We start from the raw sequence: 20763 nt of genomic DNA, 5'->3' as shown, positions 1-20763 counted from the left end.
GTACGGGTGCGAGCCGCCGCCTGCGTAACTCGGGCAAGACCCCGGGCATCGTATATGGCGCGAACGCTGAAGCTCAAGCTGTTGAGCTCGATCACAACGCTCTTTGGCACGCGCTGAAGAAAGAAGTGTTCCACTCGTCGATTCTGGATCTGGAAATCGGTGGCAAGTCGCAACAGGTTCTCCTGCGCGACGTGCAATATCACCCGTTCAAGCAGATGGTTCTGCACGTTGACTTCCAGCGTGTCGATGCATCGAAGAAGCTGCACACCAAGGTGCCGCTCCACTTCATGAATCAGGAAACGAACCCGGCCGTGAAGACGGCAGGCGCCGTGATCACGCACGTGGTCAACGAAATCGAAATCGAATGCCTGCCGGGTGACCTGCCGGAATTCGTCGAAATCGATCTGGCGAAGATCGAAGCAGGTCAAGCGATCCACGTGAAGGACATCACGTTGCCGAAGGGCGTAGCGCTGGTTGCTCACCTCGAAGCAGAAAACCCCGTGATCGCTTCGGCGACCGTCCCGGCTGCTGTCGTCTCCGACGAAGCCGCTGGTGGCGCTGCAAAGACTGAAGGCGGCAAGCCGGCAGCGTAAGCTACGGTTCAAGCTTTTGGGTCTGCTCGCGAGAGCGGACCACGGGACCCGTCGGCGCACTGCTCCGGCGGGTTTTTTTTAGCCATTTTTCCGATGCGGCCGATGCTTTAGTCGATGTTTTTGTTCGATAAGCCGCCACGACTGAACATGATCAAGCTGATCGTCGGGCTCGGTAATCCGGGCGCCGAATACACTGCGACGCGGCACAACGCCGGTTTCTGGTTCGTCGACCAACTAGCGCGCGATGCAGGCGCTTCGCTGCGTGACGAGCGCCGGTTTCACGGCCATTACGGACGTGGGCGGCTGAACGGCCAGGAGATTCATCTGCTGGAGCCGCAGACGTTCATGAACCGCTCTGGACAATCGGTGGTGGCCGTTGCACAGTTCTTCAAGATTCTTCCTGATGAGATCCTCGTCGCTCACGATGAACTCGATCTGCCTCCCGGCGCCGTCAAGTTGAAGCTGGGCGGCGGGAGTGGTGGGCACAACGGGCTCAAGGACATCTCGGCGCATTTGACGTCGCAGCAATATTGGCGGCTGCGAATCGGCATCGGGCATCCGCGCGACCTGATTCCCGAAGCCGCGCGCACGGGATCGAAGCCCGATGTCGCGCATTTCGTGCTGAAGCCGCCGCGACGCGAAGAGCAGGATGTGATCGATGCATCGATCGAACGCGCGCTCGCCGTCATGCCTTTCGCGATCAACGGCGAGACCGAACGTGCGATGATGAATTTGCATCGCGCGCCGTAACGGGCGCCGAAACGGGCGCGATAGTCCGCGCCGTACCGGTTAGTCCCGATTGCGATTCGGGGTCCTGACGCGTCATCGCGTGGCCTTGTTGCAGCAGTCAGTCCGTTGCATTCCCTAGCAAAACCCATCACCGCCGACTACAGGGATCAAGACGTGAGCCATTTCTGGAGCGACATTGTCGATAAATTGACGCCCTACGTGCCGGGCGAGCAACCTGTCCTTGCCCGTCCGGTGAAGCTCAACACCAATGAAAATCCCTATGCGCCGTCGCCACGCGTGGCCGAGGCGATCCGGCGCGAACTGGGCGAAACCGGTGACACGCTTCGCAAATATCCCGACCCAACCGCTCGGGCATTGCGCACGACTATTGCGCGGCATTGTGGATTGAAGGCCGAGCAGGTCTTCATGGGCAATGGCTCCGATGAAGTCCTCGCGCACGTTTTCCAGGCTTTGCTCAAGCACGACAAGCCCATTCGCTTTCCCGACGTCACCTACAGCTTCTATCCGGTCTACGCGCAGTTGTTCGGCGTAGCGTTCCAGGCCGTGCCGCTCAACGCGGATTTCGGTATCGATGTAGATGACTATCGGGCGCCCAACGGTGGCGTGCTTTTGCCCAATCCGAACGCGCCAACGGGCCGCGCATTGCCGCTCGCCGAGATCGAGATATTGCTCGAGGCGAATCCGGATTCGGTGGTCGTCATTGACGAAGCGTATGTGGATTTCGGCGCGGAATCGGCCGTCGCCTTAATCGATAAACATCCGAACCTGCTAGTCGTGCAAACGCTCTCGAAGGCGCGTTCGCTGGCCGGCATGCGCGTGGGCTTCGCGCTAGGTCACGAAGCCCTCATCGAGGCGCTCACGCGGGTCAAGGACAGTTTCAACTCCTATCCGCTCGACCGGCTCGCGCAGGTCGCGGCGATTGCAGCTGTCGAGGACGACGACTGGTTTCGCGAGAGCTGCGCAAAGGTGATAGCGAGTCGCGAGCACCTGACTACGCAATTGCTCGCGCTCGGCTTCGAAGTCGTGCCGTCAGCCGCAAATTTTGTATTTGCGCGACATCCCGCACATGATGCCGCCACGCTTGCCGCGCGCCTGAAGGAAAAAGAGATTTTCGTGCGGCATTTCAAGCTGCCACGCATCGAGCAGCATTTGCGCATCACCGTCGGCAACGATTGCGAATGTAACGCGCTGATTGCAGGCTTGCGCGCGCTGATGTGAGGCTTGGCCGGGGGCCGCTGATTTGACGCTTGCCGCCGCTCGCTGATCCGGCGCTTGCCCGTGGGCGCTGAACTAACGCTCCCCGCGCGCGCTTCAGCCGCCCTTCGCCTTCATGAGCGCGTGGTATTTCGCCATCAACTGGACGGGGTTTTCCTCATGCGCCGGATCGCGCGGAATACATTCGACCGGACAAACCTGCACGCATTGGGGTTCGTCGAAATGGCCGACGCATTCCGTGCACTTGTTCGGGTCGATCACGTAAATATCGACACCCATGGAAATCGCGTCGTTCGGGCACTCGGGCTCGCACACGTCGCAGTTGATGCACTCGTCAGTAATGATCAGGGCCATGCTCTACTCTCTTCGTCCGGCGTGGGTTCAGCATCCAGGCTGGACATTCGGCGCCCGCGCAGCCCGGATGGGCACGCGGGCACGGCGCTTTTGCCTGAACAGAGGCTCAAGGCGCCGCTGGATCTTGCTCGATCTCGGCGACTTTGTCCTGCAAGCGTTTTTCCACCGATGGAAATACGAACTTGCTGACATCGCCGCCAAGTTGCGCAATCTCGCGCACGATCGTGCCCGAGATGAACTGGTATTGATCCGACGGCGTCATGAACATCGTTTCGACGTCGGGTAAAAGATAGCGGTTCATGCCCGCCATCTGGAATTCGTATTCGAAATCGGAGACCGCCCGCAAGCCGCGCACAATCACACGCGCATTGTTCGTGCGCACGAAATCCTTCAGCAGTCCCTTGAAACTCATCACCTTGACGTTCGGATAGTGCCCGAGCACTTCATGCGCTATATCCAGCCGCTCTTCGAGGCTGAAAAACGGCTTCTTGTTACGGCTATCGGCGACTCCGACTACGAGCGTATCGAAAATACTCGATGCGCGTCGCACGAGGTCTTCGTGGCCGCGCGTGAGCGGGTCGAATGTTCCCGGGTAAACGGCTACAACCATGGGGCTTCTCCTCTTTTTAACCAGATTGGGCCGCCGTTGGCATCGACAAGACAGTAAAAACCCTTCGACACCCGGTTGAGCGCGCTCGCCTCAGTCTTCATCCTGGGCCCGCAACGCTTGGCAGCACCCTGCCCGACCGTCATTTTGGAACGCGCATTATTGATCATTTTCGCGCCGCAGCAAATGATAGTGAACCGCGCCGGCCCGGCCCGAACGATAAATCGTCCAGCCCGCGAGCGCGGGGACCTCTGCGGAATCGACGGGTTCGCCCGATTCCACATACAGCGCGCCACCCGGTGCGAGCAACGGCACGGCCAGTTCGAGCGCGCGGCCGAGCATGGCGGTGTCGCCGAATGGGGGATCGAGGAAGACGACATCGAAGGAATTCGGCGCGAGGCTCGCGGCGAGACGCAAGGCATCTGCTTCCACGATTTCGATGTTTTTTGCGGCAAGACGCGTCTGGTTCGACTTGAGTTGCGCGACCGCGCGGCCGCTGCGTTCCACCATCAGCACCCGCGCCGCACCGCGCGATGCCGCTTCGAAGCCCAGCGCGCCGCTGCCGGCAAACAGATCGAGGCAGCGCTGGCCTTCGAGCGACTGTCCCAGCCAGTTGAAAAGCGTTTCGCGTACGCGATCGGGCGTGGGACGCAGGCCGTCGAGGCTCAGCACCGGAAGCGGCGTGCGCCTCCATTCACCGCCGATGATACGTATCGAATGTGCCTTCCCGCCTCGCGATGGCGGAGCTTCGCGCACTTTGGGCGCCCGCTCGGGGCTGCGTGTGTCGGGACGAGTGATCGAGGAACGGGACATGATCGTGCGTGGATTGAGAAGCGGCCGGAGAAGCGTCGGACGCGTCGTTTTATTGGGCGTGCTTTGCGGCGCAATCACGGACGTAATCACGCGCGTGCGCCGGTATGCCGCCGATGCCCGCACGTTACCACAGGCGCGTACCCACGCCCGGCAGGGGTTGCCTATTACGGTGCCATAAAATTGGCATCGGCTGATAAAATACGCGTCTTTCGCGTGTAATGCTTGCTTCATGCACGCGTCGAGCTCTTCCGCCGTTTTTAGCGGTCTTGCGCGGCTGGCATGTGTCGCCCTCGCGGGCTTTCCTGCGTTCCAGTCAGGAACGGGCCGCGATGGGTTCGATAACACGCGCTACTCCCACCATTGCAGACCATGTTCAGCTTTTTCAAACGATTGATCGGCAAATCGGCCGATACCGACAAGCCTGAGGAACCCCCCGCGGAAGCCGCGCCGGAGGTGAAAGTGCCCGAACGGCATGTCGAGGGTTTCGAGCCTGAGGCGCTTCCACACGACGGCACGGCGGGGTCCGCATCGCGGCCAACGCTGCCGGAAGCGGGCCATCAGGTAGAAACGCCAGCATTTCCGCATGGCGATGGCTTGATTGTCGAGTCGCCTTCAGGGAGATTGGGCGGAACGGTCGGCGCTGCGGGGGCTGACGCGCCACATCGCGCCGATGCGGCGCCGTCCGCCCCCAGCACGCCCACCGAACAATCCAGCGCCCCTACGCAACCCGCGGCACCAGAAACCAAAGCCTATTGGCAAGGTCGCACGACGTCGCAATGGACAGCGCCGACGCCGCAAGAGACGGGCGTGGTTGTGCCGCCCCCTGAGCCCGACGCGGGCGCGAAGCGATCCTGGCTGACGCGTTTGAAGACGGGCTTGTCGAAGACGAGCAGTGGGCTGACGGGCATTTTCATCGGTGCGAAGATCGATGACGATTTGTACGAAGAACTTGAGACCGCGTTGTTGATGTCGGATGCGGGCGTCGATGCCACCGAATACCTGCTTGAATCGTTGCGTGAAAAGGTCCGCATTGAGCGCCTGACCGACGCGATGCAAGTCAAGGCTGCGTTGCGCACCCTGCTCGCCGACTTGCTCCGGCCGTTGGAGAAGTCGCTGATGCTGGGCCGTGCGCAGCCGCTCGTGATAATGATCGCGGGCGTGAACGGCGCGGGGAAGACTACGAGCATCGGCAAGCTGGCCAAGCATTTACAGCGCTTTGACCAGTCCGTGCTACTGGCTGCTGGCGACACCTTCCGTGCTGCCGCCCGTGAGCAATTGACCGTTTGGGGCGAGCGCAACAACGTGACGGTGGTATCGCAGGAAAGCGGCGATGCGGCTGCCGTGATTTTCGATGCGGTCGGCGCCGCGCGGGCGCGCAAGATCGACGTGATGATGGCTGACACCGCCGGCCGTTTGCCGACTCAGCTTCACCTGATGGAAGAATTGCGCAAGGTGAAGCGTGTGATTGCGAAAGCGCAGCCCGACGCGCCCCATGAGGTTTTGCTGGTAATCGATGCAAACACGGGGCAGAACGCGCTTGCGCAGGTGAAGTCCTTTGACGACGCGCTCGGTTTGACGGGTTTGATCGTGACGAAACTGGACGGAACGGCGAAGGGCGGGATTCTCGCGGCGATAGCGCGGCAGCGGCCCATTCCCGTGTATTTCATTGGGGTCGGGGAGAAGGTCGAGGATTTGCAGCCGTTTAGCGCCGATGAGTTCGCGGAGGCGTTGCTGGGGAGTTGAGGGACAGGGAGGGGTGGCGCTGCGTGTGCGGTGAGGGCGGAGCTCTTCTGCTAGCCACCAGCAGAACCGCCCCAACCGTCCCACGCCTACCCTCGCCATTCAGCTCGAAAGAACCAGCGCCGCAGCGATCCACCACATAACAACTCCAACGATCACATCAAGCACCCGCCACGAGACATCCTTCTCGAACCAGGGCCGCAACAAGCGTGCACCGAACCCGAGCGCAACAAACCAAACCACTGACGCACACATGGCGCCAGCGCCAAACCAGGCATTGCCCGGCCACCCGTACCGCGCCCCGATGCCGCCAAGCAAAACCACCGTATCGAGATAAACGTGTGGATTGAGCAACGACAAAGCCACTACGGTCGATACGGCCTGAAGCGCCGTCTGCGATTTCCCGTCGTCGGCTTGCAAATGTCCAGGCCCCTTCCAGGCCGCATGGAAAGCCCGCAAGCCGTACAAGAACAAGAACACGGCCCCGGCCCAGCGAATCACCCCTAGCAAAACGGGTGCGCGTGCAATAAGCGCCCCCATTCCGCCAATACCTACCGCAATGAGCAACACGTCGATAAAAGCGCACACCGCGACGACCTTTCCGACATGTCGCCGCTTCAACCCCTGCCGCAAAACAAACGCATTCTGCGCACCGATAGCAACGATCAAGCTAGCGCCCAATCCGGCGCCCGACAAAAAAATAGCAGTGCTCATTCAGCGTCCGGTTGTTGCGCCGGAGCAGCGCGGAGAAATGCGTCGAGCGTTGCTGCGTAATCAGCAACGCGCTCGATCGTCGGATAACGGCTTACGTCGACATTAAAACGCCGGGCATTGAACACTTGCGGCACGAGGCAAAGATCGGCGAGCGTGGGGCTATCGCCAAAACACAGCGTGCCCACGCGTGGATCACGCTCAAGTCGCCTCTCTAACGCGTCCAGACCCGACTCTACCCAGCGCGCATACCACGCGTTCTTGGCCGCGTCGTCGAGCTTGACCTCGGTCGTCAGATACTGGAGCACACGCGTGTTGTTCAACGGATGAATCTCGCACGCCACCTGCAGCGCGATTGCGCGAATGAACGCGCGGTCCGCCGGCGTTCCCGGCAACAGCGCCGGTTCGGGGTGCGTTTCCTCAAGATACTCGATGATCGCAAGCGACTGGTTGATGACGTGGTCGCCATCGATCAAGGTCGGCACGATCCCGTCCGGGCTGAGCGCGCGATAGTCCGGCTTCAATTGCTCGCCACCGTCGCGCAGAAGATGGATCGGCGCGTAGTCGTAGGAAAGACCCTTTATATTTAACGCAATCCGTACCCGATACGCCGCCGAGCTTCGAAAATAGCTGTACAGCTTCATGGTCTCCCCCGTTTTATAGTCAGTAGTCAAACCACGCGCACCGAGAACTCGTCGATCCCCTCTACGCCGCCCGTCATCAAGTCGCCCTTCTGAACCGCGCCGACACCTTCAGGCGTGCCCGTGAAAATAAGATCGCCAGGACGCAACTCGAACAGCGTCGACAAATAAGCGATGGTTTCCCCGACCGACCAGATCAATTGCGAAATGTCCGAACGCTGCTTTTCTTCACCGTTGACGCTGAGCCAGATCGCGCTCTTATCAAGATGCCCGACCTTCGACACAGGATGAATCGGACCGAGCGGTGCGGAATGATCGAAGCCTTTGCCCGTATCCCACGGACGCCCCAGTTTCTTCGCTTCAGCTTGCAGGTCGCGCCGCGTCATATCGAGGCCGAGCGCGTATCCGAACACGTGCCCAAGTGCCTCATCGGCCGGAATGTCTTTACCGCCCTTGCCGATCGCAGCGACAAGTTCCATCTCGAAGTGAACATTCTTCGATAGCGACGGATACGGGAATTCGCCAGTCGAACCGGGCGCGACATACAACACGGCATCCGTCGGCTTGGCGAAGAAAAACGGCGGTTCGCGGTCTGGATCGTGGCCCATTTCGCGCGCATGCGCTTCATAGTTCCGGCCGACGCAGTAGATGCGCCGCACGGGAAATTGATCGCTGGAACCGACGACCGGCACCGAAACCACCGGTGCCGGAGCAAATACATGACTCATGGCGCGCTCTCCTGTTTTCCAAAAAATCCACGCGCTCGCGAGGAGCGCGGCTGACAAACCCTGAGTCAAAACCTGATTCAAACCCCGAGTCGACAAGACCTCAAGTTTAACGCGCGGACCTCATGGTATCCGCTGGCGCTGACGTTCACGTTCCCCAAAACCGATCCCTCCGACTTGCAAGTGCAGCTCAAATGCGGTACTGAATGTGGCTCCCGTACTCCCACAATTGAAGCGGCTGATCGTGCACACCGTATTTGAAGGCGCGACGCACGAGCCGGCTGTCCAGACCACTCGATGACAGAAACCTCTCCTTTCCCCTGCGCCCGTTTCATCAAGGAAATCGGTCGCGGACCGAACGGCGCACGCGCGCTGAGCCGCGACGACACGTACGCGCTCTACGAAGCGATGCTCGACAGCCGCGTCTCCGATCTCGAACTCGGCGCCGTGCTGCTGGCCTATCGCGTGAAGGGTGAAACGGCGGCCGAACTCGCCGCGATGCTGGCTGCCGCACATCGATCCTTCGAGCGCCTGCAAATCCAGAATGGCCAAGACCACGCACGGCCAGTGTCGATTCCGTCGTACAACGGCGCGCGCAAGCAGCCAAACCTGACGCCGTTGCTCGCGCTTCTGCTCGCGCGGGAAGGCATACCCGTGCTGGTGCACGGCGTGACCGTCGATCCGGGCCGCGTGACCAGCGCTGAAATCTTCGCCGAACTGGGCGTTCCGGCCGCGTCGTCCCACGATGAAATCGAAGACAACCTGATATCACGGCGACTCGCGTTTGCGCCTATCGCCTCACTCGCGCCAAAGCTCGCGCGGCTACTGTCAATTCGTCGAATCATGGGTGTGCGCAATTCCACGCACACGCTTGTCAAAATCCTGCAACCGTTCGCGCAAGCGGGTTTGCGGCTCGTCAATTACACGCACCCGGAATATCGCGAGAGCTTGACGACGCTGTTCAAGGAACATCCCGACGCCGCCGAAGGCGGTGCGCTGCTCGCGCGTGGCACCGAAGGCGAGGCTGTGGCGGATACACGCCGGCAAGTGCAAGTGGACTGGTTCCACGACGGCCATGTGCAGACCCTGGTAGCGCCGGAACGGTCTTCGCCCGACGCACCGGCAGTCGTGTTGCCCGAGTCTCTCGATGCAGCGACCACCGCCCGCTGGATCGAAAGCGTGCTGCGGGGCGACGCGCCCGTGCCGCCCGCGCTCGCGCGTCAGGCGGAACTGATAGCGGGGATTGTCCGACGGCCCGCAGTTGACAAACCCTCGTTTTCTGGATAACGTTGGTTGATGAGCTTCACCCCAGTCTCCTCCCTCCGAATTATTTCGGGTCGCCTAGCGCGGCCCCTATCGCTACGTCTAGCGTAAGTCGCTAAACGTGGCGCCGCGCGTTGTGCGCGGTCCCCTCAGCAGTTCCGCAGTCCCCCTTTTTTCACCCCTGTAGTCGTCAGCTTTGGTCCGTTGATCCACGGCCGAAATCGCGAGGAAAACATGCACGCTGCATGCGCACCGTTCACGCTCGTCGCCCGCGGAGTCACCACTCCTGCCGCCGCGCCCGAACGCGAACCTGTGCAGCGCGCATCGGTACGATGCCGGCAAGCCGCCGCGCACCAATCCGCCTCGCAACGACTGCGTTTTCACACGCACAACGCGTACAACGCGTCCAGCCGAGGTCCACGATCATGATGCGCAACCCCGCCGAGAAATACCGCCCGTTCCCTCAAATCACGCTCCACGGCCGACGCTGGCCGACCCGCACGATAGAACGGGCGCCCATCTGGATGAGCACCGATCTGCGCGATGGCAATCAGGCACTCATCGAACCCATGAGCATCGACGCCAAGCTCGAATTCTTCGAGATGCTCGTGGCGGTGGGCTTCAAGGAAATCGAAGTGGGATTCCCGTCGGCATCGCAGACGGATTTCGACTTCGTGCGCAAACTGATCGACGAAAAGCGCATACCTGACGACGTGACCATCGAAGTGCTTGTGCAGTCGCGCCGCGAACTCATCGAGCGGACATTTGAAGCAGTGGAAGGCGCGTCGAAGGTCATCGTGCACTTGTACAGCGCGATCGCGCCGGCCTTTCGAAAAATCGTTTTCGGACTGTCGAAGGAAGAAGTGAAGGCGCTGGCGGTGGAAGGCACGCGCATCATCAAGGAGTGCGCGGCCGCACGGCCCGAAACGCACTGGGTCTTCCAGTACTCGCCGGAAACCTTCAGCATGACGGAGCTTTCGTTTTCGCGCGAAGTCTGCGACGCCGTGGCGCAAATGTGGCGCCCCACGCCCGCCCACAAGATGATCGTGAACCTGCCCGCCACAGTTGAAGCGGCCATGCCGAACGTGTTCGCCGACCAGGTCGAGTGGATGGATCGCAACATGGGATATCGCGACAGTATTGTGCTGTCAGTGCATCCCCATAACGATCGCGGCACGGCCGTTGCCGCCGCGGAACTCGCGATTCTCGCGGGCGCCGATCGCGTGGAAGGTTGTCTCTTTGGCAACGGCGAACGCACGGGGAATGTGGATATTGTCACGCTCGCGATGAATCTCTACACGCAGGGCATCGATCCGCAACTCGACTTTTCGGATATCGATGGCGTGCGTCGCGTCGTCGAGCGCTGCAATCAAATTCCGGTGCATCCGCGTCATCCTTACGCAGGCGATCTCGTTTTCACGGCCTTTTCCGGCTCGCACCAGGACGCGATTCGCAAAGGCTTTGCGCAGCGCGAAGCTGGTCCCGGGGCAGGAGCGGGCGCTGTTTGGGACATTCCGTATCTGCCGATCGATCCTGCCGACCTCGGCCGCAGCTACGACGCCGTGATTCGCGTCAACAGCCAGTCGGGCAAGGGCGGCGCAACCTTCCTGCTCGAACGCGGTCTCGGCTTCACGCCGCCGCGCCGCGTGCAGATTGAATTCAGCCACGCGGTGCAGAAAATCGCCGATGCAACTGGCGAGGAAGTGTCCGGAAACACCATTTGCGCCCTCTTTAAACGCGAATACTTCACGGCGCATGGACCGGCCTCTCGCGCAAATGCGTCGACACTGCGATTCGACAGCCACGACGTCAAGCTGCCCCCCTCCGCGCTTGCCGATGAAGCCCACGCGCACGCGATTGCCGCTGCCGTCGCCGAAGTGGCCGGCGAAGCGATCGAGGTGACATGGTTTGAAACGGCCATCGCGGCGAAAGGCGAGACGGCCGTGTTCGTGGGTTGTCGTGTCGGCGATCAAGTCGCGCGCTTCGGCATCGCGGTCCATGCAAACCCCGCGCATGCGATCGCCGATGCCATGATCAGCGCGGTAAATCGCGTGAAGTGGGCGCGTACGAAGGACCCGGTCGCGGCCTGATGCAAGAGAAGCGGACGCGATTGCGTCCGCAGGACAGATTCACAGCAGGCGACAAACGCCCCGCGCTCACAAGGCGGTGCCAGCGTTACAAGACGAGAACCGAGAGCGTCGAACCGGTGCTAATCCAGCGCCACCCGCGTCGCCTGCATCGCCAGCAACTGCCATTGCCCGTCTATCTCGATATGAATCGCGATGTACGCAGTGGGAAATAACAGGGCGCCGTTCTTCGATTCCATCTCGAGCAACGCGCGGCCATGAACGATCCACGCGTCGCGCCCAGCTGGCACGACGTCCATCGACTGGATCTCGATCTGCCGATAGCGCCGCCGCCCGGCGGTGATTGCATCGATAAACTGGCGTTTCGTTTCGCGCTTGCCATTCGTATGAACGTAGCAGGCGTTCTCCGCCAGAAGTGTATCGAGCAGTTCGCCGTCTCCATCGACCATTGCGCGGAATCGCTCGCGCTCCAGTTCACGAATCGCTTCGATGAGTTTTGCCGGCATCGGTCGGTTCCTCTAACGCGCGAGAACCCGCTCAATGCGGCTCCCGTCAAAAGTTGTATTGCAGGTAAACCTGGCTGAAATTTATACCAGGATTTGGATGTTCGATACCGCCGTTCGACAAATGCTGAAACCTGAAGCCTGCCTGATAGTTTTGGTGGTCACCGAAAGCCGCGCCCACGCCTACCATTTCGGCAAACTGGAAGGATGAAGAAAAAGTCCGTGTCTCCGTTTCGCGCACGGAAGAGAGGAATCGGATACCGATGCCCCCTTCGACGTACGGCCGGAACCATCCCGAACTTTTGATAAAGCGCAGAACCGGAGTCACGCCGAGCTCCAGGATGTCGGGATGCGATTTCTGGCTTTCCTGGATGTCCCAATACGCCACGTGCCCTTCGCCAACAACCGTAAAGTGGAAACCGCCGATTTCCCACCAGGTCAAGTTCGGATCCCACACCACGCCCAGGTCGGCCTTCTTCACGTCATGGTCCGCCACACCACCGGCTAGTTGTACGCCAAACGTGTCGGCTTTCGCGACCGTTGACGCAATAGCGAGCGCTCCGAACAACACACCGTAAAAAAAGCGTTCTTCCCAAGCGCCTTTCTTTTTCTGCATGAACACTCCGGAGCTGGTGGTTTCTTATGATCGTTGAACCGCACGCGCAGTTTCGATGTCATTTTAGAGACCGTCTCAGAAAAATGCTCGGAACAGTTCAGGCTTACTTAAGAAACATGGAATAACGTTTCGTCAAAGTCTGTATCAACGGTAATCCGTGCGAAAGCTTGCAAATTTCTTTCGATAAAACTGACCTATGGTACGTTTACACCTGAGAAACTATTGGAATTAGTCCTCTAATAGTTTTCACGGAACTTCGAAGTGCAAGTGCTCTCTAATATTTAGCACTCGATGTAGCAGAGTGCTAATATTGTGGCTGGACTCGGTTTTTCACCGGGTCTTTTTGTTGATAAAAGGAGTACATGAGCGTGACCAATGCGATGACCCTTCCGAACATCGGACACTCGGCGCCGGCCAAGGCCGCTTCGGCAGGCGCGCTGACGTTCGCACAGTCGTCGGTGCTGACGGGCCAGATCGGCAACATCGACGCCTATATTTCGGCAGTCAACCGGATTCCGATGCTTACGCCGTCGGAAGAACGCCAATACGCCATCGAATTCCGCGATAACGACAACCTTGATGCCGCGCGCCAACTCGTGCTTTCGCACCTGCGCCTGGTCGTGTCGATCGCCCGTAATTACCTGGGCTACGGATTGCCCCACGCCGACCTGATCCAGGAAGGCAATATCGGCTTGATGAAAGCCGTGAAACGCTTCGACCCGGCGCAAAACGTGCGGCTCGTGTCGTACGCCATGCACTGGATCAAGGCCGAGATTCACGAGTACATCCTGCGCAACTGGCGCACGGTGAAGGTCGCGACCACGAAGGCGCAGCGCAAGTTGTTCTTCAACCTTCGCAGCCACAAGACCGGCTTGAATGCGTTCACGCCGGGCGAGATCGACGGGCTGGCGAAGGAATTGAACGTCAAGCGCGAGGAAGTCGCTGAGATGGAGACGCGGCTGTCGGGCGGAGATATTGCGCTGGAAGGCCAGATCGACGACGGCGAGGAATCCTACGCGCCGATCGCGTATCTAGCCGACTCGCATAACGAGCCGACCAACGTGCTGGCATCGCGCCAATTCGACAAGCTGCAAAGCGAAGGTTTGTCGACCGCGCTGGAATCGCTGGACGAACGCAGCCGCCGGATTGTCGAAGCGCGCTGGCTCGAAGTGCAGGACGACGGCTCGGGCGGCAAGACACTGCATGAACTGGCTAGTGAGTTCGGGGTATCGGCGGAACGCATTCGCCAGATCGAAGCGAGCGCAATGAAGAAGATGCGCTCGGCACTGGTCGAATACGCTTGATGCGGTAGCGGCTGCAGCGCGCGGCTCGGGCGCTTCGGGCTGCTGACGGGCAAAAGCCCGCTGTCGAAAGACAGCGGGCTTTTTGTTTTTTGCGTCGTTCAACGCAAAGCGGCGCCGGAGATTTCCCACTGGCGCCGCTGGGGTCGAACGTTGACCGCTTTACCGCGACATCATGTTCATTGAGACGTTATGCAGCACCCACAATGTCCCGCCGATCACGATCACCGCCGTCATTACCGTGAAGCCAAACGCAGCCACGTTCCAGCGCTGCTTCGACGACGTGTTCATGTGCAGGAAGAACACGAGGTGCACGACGATCTGGATAAACGCGAGCACGGAAATCGCGATGATGGATTCCGTCGGCGCCAGCCAGTGCTGCGTCACCAACCCGAAGGCCGCGACCGTCAGCACTACCGACAGCAGGAAGCCGATCACATAAGAACGCGCGCTGCCGTGGCCTGCGCCGGTATCGATTGAATGTGCATGTGCCATTTATACGACGCTCGTCAAATAAACAAAGGTGAAAACGCAGATCCACACGATGTCCAGAAAGTGCCAGAAAAGGCTTAGACACGTGAGGCGCGTCAAATCGCGCTCGGTGAGTTTTTTGTTGCCGATCACCTGTACAGCAAGAATTGCCATCCAGACCAGACCGACGGTCACGTGCAGGCCGTGCGTGCCAACGAGCGTAAAGAACGCCGACAAAAACGCGCTCCTGTCCGGCCCGGCGCCCTGCGCGATCAGCACCGAGAACTCGTGAATTTCGAGCCCGATGAACGCCACGCCGAGCAGGAAGGTAATACCGAGCCAAGCGAGTAGCGTGTTCGTCTTGCCCTTGTGCGCGGCCAGCATGCCGAAGCCGAACGTGATGCTGCTCAATAATAAAATCCCTGTTTCCAGCGCGACGCCCGGGATTTCGAACAACGACTGGCCCGTGGGGCCGCCAGCAAACTGATGGCCCATCACCGCGAATACCGCGAACAGCGACGCGAAGATGATGCAGTCGGTCATCAGGTAAACCCAGAACCCTAGAACCGTATTTGAAGCGCCGTGGTCGTCGTGGGAATCCGGCACATCGAGCGAGATGGTTTTTTGCAGCATCACAGTGCCTCCTGCAGGTCCAGCGTCCGCGCTGGCGTCGTCGTGCCGTTCGCGCCATCTATCCCGGCGACGGTTTCAGCGGGAATGGTGTAGTCGATGTCGTCGTCGTAGCTACGCAGGATCAGCGTGACGACCACGCCCAGCAACCCCGCGATTACCAGCCACCAGATGTGCCACACCAGCGCAAAACCTATCGCCACGGTGAACAAGGCGATCACCAGGCCCGCGCTCGTGTTGCGCGGCATGTGGATGTCGCGATAGTCCGCCAGTGCGTGGCGCGTACGGCCTCGCTCCTTCATGTGCGCGAAGGCGTCGAGCTCATGCACGACCGGCAGCACCGCGAAGTTATAGATGGGCGGCGGCGAACTGGTCGCCCATTCGAGCGTGCGGCCGTTCCACGGATCCCCTGTGACGTCGAGATAACCCGGCTTGTTGCGATTCACGACGCTAACCACAACTTGCGCCACCTGGAACAGGACGCCAGCAAGAATGATCAGCGAACCGGCCAGCGCGACCACGAAATACGGCTGCCAGCCGGCTGTGTCGTAGTGGTTCATACGACGCGTCGCGCCCATGAAGCCAAGCACGTAGAGCGGCATGAACGCGACAAAGAAGCCCACGAACCAGCACCAGAACGCGCACTTGCCCAGCCCCTCGTTCAGCTTGAAGCCGAACGCCTTCGGGAACCAGTACGTGAAGCCGGCCAGATAACCGAACACCACGCCGCCAATAATCGCGTTGTGGAAGTGGGCGATCAGGAACAGGCTGTTGTGGAGGACAAAGTCTGCGCCCGGCACAGCGAGCAGAACGCCCGTCATGCCACCGATCGTGAACGTGACCATGAAGCCGATCGTCCACAACACCGGCGACGTGACTTCCAGGCGGCCCTTATAGATAGTGAACAGCCAGTTGAAGATCTTCACGCCCGTCGGAATGGAAATGATCATTGTCATGATCCCAAAGAACGCGTTGACGTTCGCGCCGGACCCCATTGTGAAGAAGTGATGCAGCCAGACCAGTAACGACAACACCATGATCGCGCACGTGGCGTAGACCATCGATTTGTAGCCGAACAACGGCTTTTTCGCGAACGTGGCGATGACTTCCGAATAGATCCCGAACGCCGGCAATACGAGGATGTACACCTCCGGATGCCCCCATGCCCAGATCAGGTTCAGATACAGCATGGCATTGCCGCCGCCGTCGTTGGTGAAGAAATGCATGCCGAGGTAACGATCCAGCGCCAACAACGCTAGCGTTGCGGTGAGGATCGGGAACGTGGCGAGAATCAACACGTTCGAGCAAAGCGACGTCCACACGAACACCGGCATCTTCATGAACGTCATGCCTGGCGCGCGCATTTTGACGATCGTCACGAAGAAGTTGATGCCTGTCAGCAACGTCCCTATGCCCGAGATCTGCAAACTCCATAAGTAATAGTCAACGCCCACGCCCGGACTGAATTGCAGTTCCGACAACGGCGGATACGCGAGCCAGCCGGTTTGTGCGAAATCACCGACCACCAGCGACACATTCATCAGGATCGCCGCGACCGCGGTCATCCAGAAGCTCAGCGAATTGATGAACGGAAAGGCGACATCGCGTGCGCCGATTTGCAGCGGCACGACAATGTTCATCAAGCCGATCATGAACGCCATCGCCATGAAGAAAATCATGATGACGCCGTGTGCCGTGAAGATCTGGTTGTAATGGTCGGGCGGAAGGAATCCCGGGCCGTTATACGAAGCGGCTAGTTGCGCGCGCATCATGAGCGCATCGACAAACCCGCGCAGCAGCATCAGCACGGCCACGACGATATACATCACGCCGATCCTTTTATGATCGACCGATGTCAGCCACTCGTGCCACAGATAACTCCACTTCTTGAAGAACGTCAGCGCGACTACGACCACCAGCACGATGAGAGCCATGAAGGCAGCGGCCCCCATGACGATCGGCTGATCGAACGGTATGTCGGCGAGCGATAGCTTGCCTAATAGATTTCCAGACATGTTTTACCCCTTCGTGCGGCAGATCGGGTCAGTCATGTTTCGGACATGCCCGTTGTTGTATTTCGCGATGATGCTATGAAACAGATTTGCATCGACTTTCGAGAAGTATTGAACCGGATGCTTTTCGGTCGGCGCTGCGACTGCCGCGTAATTCGCATTGTTCAACTCGCTCGGCGATGCCTTGACCTTCGCCACCCATGCCGCGAACTCTTCGGGTGTAGTCGCAATAGCGCGGAATTTCATGTCGGAGAAGCCTGCACCACTGAAATTTGCGGATATGCCGGCGTAGTCCCCGGCTTCGTCTGCGATCAGGTGAAGTTTTGTCTGCATGCCAGCCATTGCGTAGATCTGTCCACCCAATTGCGGAATGAAAAACGAGTTCATTACCGAATCGGACGTAATCTTGAAGTTCACGGGCGTGCCAACCGGAAATTCAATTTGATTGACCGTCGCGATGCCGTATTCGGGATAAATGAATAACCATTTCCAGTCGAGCGCGACGACTTCGACCGTGATTGGCTTTGCCACCGACACAAGTGGCTTATAAGGATCCAGTGCGTGCGTGCTTTTCCAGGTCATAATTCCGAGATACAAAATAATGAGACTCGGCACGAGCCACATCACTATCTCGATTTTGGTGGAATGCGCCCACTTGGGCAGATATTCTGCCGACGTATTGGATTGCCGGTAACGCCAGGCAAATAGCAACGTGAGCAGGATCACCGGCACGACCACGATCAGCATGGCATACGTGGCATTGAGGATAAGCTCCTTTTCCGCCAGGCCTACGCTGCCCTTGGGATCGAACAACTCCATCTTGCAGCCGGATAGGAGAAGCGCGGGAAAGATCGCCAGTCGCTTTGAAAACCCCGACGTGGATTTATATTTCATACCTTGCCTGATTTGACATTTCTTGAATATTACATATCGATTTTAGTGAACCTCGGGCGAAGGGTAGCGCGATTTCAAGGGATTGAATTCTTTAATTTTTTCGAAAAATATTTTGTTTTTATTCGATGCGTCTTATCGCCACATATTAATATGGATTTTGTTGTGACGATATGACTCGGATTATCGAGATAATCCTGATTCAATCGCGTCGGTGGCAATGAAGAAAGCAAACAGAAAGCGGTCCTGGCCAGAAAGCAGCCGAGGACCGCAGAGAGATCACCGTGTCAGTGAACCTGTGTCAGGCGGATACCAAGGGAGATCGCGTGGATCGCCCGGCGACGCAATGCCGCACTCACTTCAAGTAAAGCCCCGGTGCCCATGAACCTTCGCGCGAAGAAAACTGGAAGGTCTTCGTCGTGGTGTTGCGCAGGCAAAATCCAATTTGTTTCGCCCCGGCCGCTTTTTGTGAAGCAATATATTTGCTGACGTCGTTGTTCCGTACCTGCTGTACGTTATCGAGATAGATCGGGCCAACATAGTTAGTCGTGCTGCACGCTGCTGCCGTCGGCAGGTGGGCTCCGTCGTCCCAATCAGTGGATGCAGCATATATGTAGATCGAAATCGCCGTGGAATCGGTTATGTTCCCGCCCAATGTCTGCAGATAGGCTCCCGTATAGGAGTAGTCGTCGAGGTTCGCCGGCATCGGCATTTTCATCAGGATGACATCGCCTGGCGCCAAGGTGAGCGTGGCGTCGGTCGGATGAACGGCCCCCCTGCTGTCCAGCTGGACGTCCGCGCTGGCTCTCGAATAATAGGTGGGGATGTTCTTGCTGCAGGTAGAGCCGGCGACCACGCCCTTGTTCATGCAGCTTTCGATCATGTACTGCATGCTTTCGGGATGCCACGCATTGATGAAGTCGCCGTGCGCCGTGTACATGCTTCCCCATTGCGGCACCCATTGGCCGTTCTGGAATATCGGATCCAGCGACAACTGCGCCGTGGACAAGTCCGGATCGTTCCCAAGCGGATACGCGACGTTCAATTGCAACTCGGGAATCTTGACCGGATAAGCTGCGGGGCACGTGCCATCGGAGTTTCGATACGCCACATTGAGTGCGCCGCCTGAAGCCTTCATCAGGCTCTTCATCCGGTCAGCCCGGCTGCTTCCAAGGATCGGCTTCAGTGTCTTGCCATCCCAGCAATCCGGAAAGTGCACGGAAATATGCAGTTCGGAAGGATCGCCGGTGCTGGCGCTATTGGGCGGACAGCTCGTTGGCATAGTCGTCGTGTAATTGCCGGAACCCAGGCATATGAAGTTGATATGCGAGTTGGGGGCCGTGCCCATGTGATCTCCGGCCAGCATCTGAAGCCCCGGGGGAATCGCGTGAACCGGGGACGAGTCCACCGGCTGATCGTTCTTGTAGTAGGTCTTCTCGAACGTCGGCATGATGATCCCGGACGCCCGCTTCAATTGCGGCACCCAGTAGGCCGAGCGATCCGCAATGGCATCGCAGGTCACGTCCTTGCCGGTGCGCAGCGTCTCATAGGTGCTGTTCGCATTCGTGCTGGCATTACCGAAGAAATCATGCACCATGGCCTCCCCCGTTTTCCCCGGATAAACAATGGGGTCGTCAGCCAGCGTGTGCGAATAGCTGCAAACCGAATTGAATGCGGTCCCGGCATGGGCAATGCCCGCGCCTAGCATAAGGGCGATCCAGACTACGATGCGCGGTTTCATGAACGACTCCTGATAATGAAACGGAAACGGTAGTGGGATTGGTTTCTTAAATTTATTTGATTAGTTTAACTAATTATTTGAGTAATAAAGAATAAACCCGACTCATGACTTTCGCCAGACCGGGTCTTGAATTAAAACAGTGCCATCAGAAACGTACGAGCCCATCGGTACCGATGGGCTCGTCTTTGTCGGCGACCTATTCGCGTCTGAGGCATTGAAGCACCAGACGCTGGCCGCTCGTGGCGGAGTTACGCCGGCAGCGGTGCCGCGCCGGTCCCAGGCGAAAGACGTTTTGCCATTGTGTCGGCATAACGATGAGCCGCGGTACCCACAACGATGTGGAACGTATCGGCGGACACCCAGGCCACGTCGAGCGTCGAAAGGCGTTGACGATCCACCGAAGACGGATCGCGCACTACCACCCTCAAGCGCGTCGCCGCGACGGCATCGAGCGTGACCACATTCGTCGCGCCGCCAAAGACAGCAAGCCAGCGCACCGGGTCTGGATCGAGCGGACCCTGCTCGCTTGCCGGAACCGCTGCAAGCGGAGCAGCAGCGGCCGCAGCGGCAACAGGCGAAGCGGACGTCGCGCCATGCTTGGACGAGCGTTCGATTTCCGTGCGGATTTCATCGGAGATGAGATCGGCTTCCGGTCCAATGATGACCTGCACACTCGTTGCGCCGCGCTTCAATACACCGCGTGCACCAATAGCCTTCAATTGCGGCTCAGACACCTTCTCCGGGTCCACGACCGACAACCGCAGGCGCGTGGTGCAGGCATCAACGTTTGTCAGGTTCGAAGCACCGCCCAACGCTGCGATGTATCGCACAGCACGGGGCACGGTGGCACCCGCCGTCGGCGAAACGAAACCGGTCGTATCGTACGATTCGACTTCTGCCTCGCTCGTTTCCGGTTCACGACCCGGTGTTGCCATGTTGAACTTGCGGATAAAGAAGCGGAACAGGCCGTAATAAACGAGGCCGTAGGCCAAGCCGACCGGCAGCGCCAGCCAGCCCCGTGTCGACAATCCGTAGTTCAGCACATAGTCGATAGCACCAGCCGAGAACGTGAAGCCCAGGTGAATGCCCAGCGCCGAGC

General features: G+C 59.1%; 21 protein-coding genes. 7 read left to right on the top strand and 14 right to left on the bottom strand.

Annotated elements, in window-relative coordinates; genetic code table 11:
* The 3 genes from WCA53_RS32235 to hisC all read left to right on the top strand — a co-directional run.
* Window positions 1–593: 50S ribosomal protein L25/general stress protein Ctc (locus WCA53_RS32235; RefSeq protein ID WP_423921365.1), on the top strand; the 593-nt coding region annotated here is incomplete at its 5' end.
* Window positions 594–740: 147 nt separating this feature from the next.
* The gene (pth, locus tag WCA53_RS32230; protein ID WP_423921371.1) at window positions 741–1343 is read left to right on the top strand and encodes an aminoacyl-tRNA hydrolase; all 603 of its coding nucleotides are present in this window, start codon (window positions 741–743) and stop codon (window positions 1341–1343) included.
* A 153-nt stretch (window positions 1344–1496) separates the two neighbouring features.
* Window positions 1497–2561, top strand: a complete 1065-nt coding sequence (gene hisC, locus WCA53_RS32225) for a histidinol-phosphate transaminase (protein WP_423921360.1) — start codon at window positions 1497–1499, stop codon at window positions 2559–2561.
* 93 nt (window positions 2562–2654) lie between these two features.
* On the opposite strand, the gene WCA53_RS32220 is transcribed toward hisC, so the two are convergent.
* The 3 genes from WCA53_RS32220 to rsmD all read right to left on the bottom strand — a co-directional run bounded on the left by WCA53_RS32220 (window position 2655) and on the right by rsmD (window position 4332).
* Window positions 2655–2912 (bottom strand): YfhL family 4Fe-4S dicluster ferredoxin, encoded by a 258-nt coding sequence (locus tag WCA53_RS32220; RefSeq protein ID WP_423921355.1) that lies wholly within the window; start codon window positions 2910–2912, stop codon window positions 2655–2657.
* A gap of 106 nt (window positions 2913–3018) precedes the next feature.
* A complete protein-coding gene (gene coaD / locus WCA53_RS32215; RefSeq protein WP_423921352.1) occupies window positions 3019–3522 on the bottom strand; it encodes a pantetheine-phosphate adenylyltransferase in 504 nt (167 codons plus the stop codon).
* Window positions 3523–3678: 156 nt separating this feature from the next.
* Complete coding sequence (gene rsmD / locus WCA53_RS32210) at window positions 3679–4332, bottom strand: 16S rRNA (guanine(966)-N(2))-methyltransferase RsmD (protein WP_423921349.1); 654 nt, start codon at window positions 4330–4332, stop codon at window positions 3679–3681.
* A gap of 369 nt (window positions 4333–4701) precedes the next feature.
* Between rsmD and ftsY the strand changes: the two genes are divergently transcribed.
* Entirely contained in the window at window positions 4702–6075 is a 1374-nt protein-coding gene (gene ftsY, locus WCA53_RS32205; RefSeq protein WP_423921346.1) for a signal recognition particle-docking protein FtsY, read from the top strand.
* 99 nt (window positions 6076–6174) lie between these two features.
* Here ftsY and WCA53_RS32200 read toward each other — a convergent pair whose 3' ends face one another.
* The 3 genes from WCA53_RS32200 to WCA53_RS32190 are packed head-to-tail and all read right to left on the bottom strand — an operon-like array spanning window position 6175 to window position 8152.
* Entirely contained in the window at window positions 6175–6786 is a 612-nt protein-coding gene (locus WCA53_RS32200; protein WP_423921343.1) for a LysE/ArgO family amino acid transporter, read from the bottom strand.
* The gene (gene maiA, locus WCA53_RS32195) at window positions 6783–7427 is read right to left on the bottom strand and encodes a maleylacetoacetate isomerase (protein ID WP_423921339.1); all 645 of its coding nucleotides are present in this window, start codon (window positions 7425–7427) and stop codon (window positions 6783–6785) included. Before maiA ends, WCA53_RS32200 begins: the two co-directional genes overlap by 4 nt.
* Window positions 7428–7453: 26 nt before the next feature.
* Complete coding sequence (locus WCA53_RS32190; RefSeq protein WP_423921335.1) at window positions 7454–8152, bottom strand: fumarylacetoacetate hydrolase family protein; 699 nt, start codon at window positions 8150–8152, stop codon at window positions 7454–7456.
* A gap of 294 nt (window positions 8153–8446) precedes the next feature.
* On the opposite strand from WCA53_RS32190, the gene ybiB reads away from it, so the two are divergent.
* Window positions 8447–9436 carry a DNA-binding protein YbiB gene (ybiB, locus tag WCA53_RS32185; protein ID WP_423921332.1) on the top strand — a complete coding sequence of 330 codons (990 nt, stop codon included), beginning with the start codon at window positions 8447–8449 and terminating at the stop codon, window positions 9434–9436.
* 401 nt (window positions 9437–9837) lie between these two features.
* Window positions 9838–11502, top strand: coding sequence for a 2-isopropylmalate synthase (gene leuA / locus WCA53_RS32180; protein WP_423921329.1), 1665 nt, complete (start codon window positions 9838–9840; stop codon window positions 11500–11502).
* A gap of 119 nt (window positions 11503–11621) precedes the next feature.
* Here the strand turns inward: leuA and WCA53_RS32175 are convergent, their stop codons facing one another.
* Together WCA53_RS32175 and WCA53_RS32170 are read right to left on the bottom strand one after the other, a co-directional pair.
* Window positions 11622–12005, bottom strand: coding sequence for a nuclear transport factor 2 family protein (locus WCA53_RS32175; RefSeq protein WP_423921326.1), 384 nt, complete (start codon window positions 12003–12005; stop codon window positions 11622–11624).
* A gap of 46 nt (window positions 12006–12051) precedes the next feature.
* Entirely contained in the window at window positions 12052–12618 is a 567-nt protein-coding gene (locus WCA53_RS32170; protein ID WP_423921323.1) for an acyloxyacyl hydrolase, read from the bottom strand.
* Between the two features lie 368 nt (window positions 12619–12986).
* Between WCA53_RS32170 and rpoH the strand changes: the two genes are divergently transcribed.
* Entirely contained in the window at window positions 12987–13922 is a 936-nt protein-coding gene (rpoH, locus tag WCA53_RS32165; RefSeq protein ID WP_423921368.1) for an RNA polymerase sigma factor RpoH, read from the top strand.
* Window positions 13923–14081: 159 nt separating this feature from the next.
* Here rpoH and cyoD read toward each other — a convergent pair whose 3' ends face one another.
* From cyoD to WCA53_RS32135, 6 genes are all read right to left on the bottom strand, one after another.
* The gene (cyoD, locus tag WCA53_RS32160) at window positions 14082–14414 is read right to left on the bottom strand and encodes a cytochrome o ubiquinol oxidase subunit IV (RefSeq protein WP_423921320.1); all 333 of its coding nucleotides are present in this window, start codon (window positions 14412–14414) and stop codon (window positions 14082–14084) included.
* Window positions 14415–15023: a cytochrome o ubiquinol oxidase subunit III gene (gene cyoC / locus WCA53_RS32155; RefSeq protein WP_423921316.1), complete on the bottom strand. Its 609-nt coding sequence runs from the start codon at window positions 15021–15023 to the stop codon at window positions 14415–14417.
* Window positions 15023–17035 (bottom strand): cytochrome o ubiquinol oxidase subunit I, encoded by a 2013-nt coding sequence (cyoB, locus tag WCA53_RS32150; RefSeq protein ID WP_423921312.1) that lies wholly within the window; start codon window positions 17033–17035, stop codon window positions 15023–15025. Before cyoB ends, cyoC begins: the two co-directional genes overlap by 1 nt.
* Window positions 17036–17038: 3 nt before the next feature.
* Window positions 17039–17926, bottom strand: a complete 888-nt coding sequence (gene cyoA / locus WCA53_RS32145) for a ubiquinol oxidase subunit II (RefSeq protein ID WP_423921309.1) — start codon at window positions 17924–17926, stop codon at window positions 17039–17041.
* A 352-nt stretch (window positions 17927–18278) separates the two neighbouring features.
* Window positions 18279–19664, bottom strand: coding sequence for a DUF1996 domain-containing protein (locus WCA53_RS32140; RefSeq protein ID WP_423921306.1), 1386 nt, complete (start codon window positions 19662–19664; stop codon window positions 18279–18281).
* A 248-nt stretch (window positions 19665–19912) separates the two neighbouring features.
* Window positions 19913–20763 (bottom strand): PTS transporter subunit EIIB (locus WCA53_RS32135; RefSeq protein ID WP_423921303.1); only part of this gene is annotated, 851 nt, incomplete at its 5' end.

This window comes from Caballeronia sp. (assembly GCF_049581465.1).
Lineage (GTDB): Bacteria > Pseudomonadota > Gammaproteobacteria > Burkholderiales > Burkholderiaceae > Caballeronia.
The sequence above is the reverse complement of the archived record's forward strand: the minus strand, read 5'-3'. Positions and strand labels throughout refer to the sequence as shown.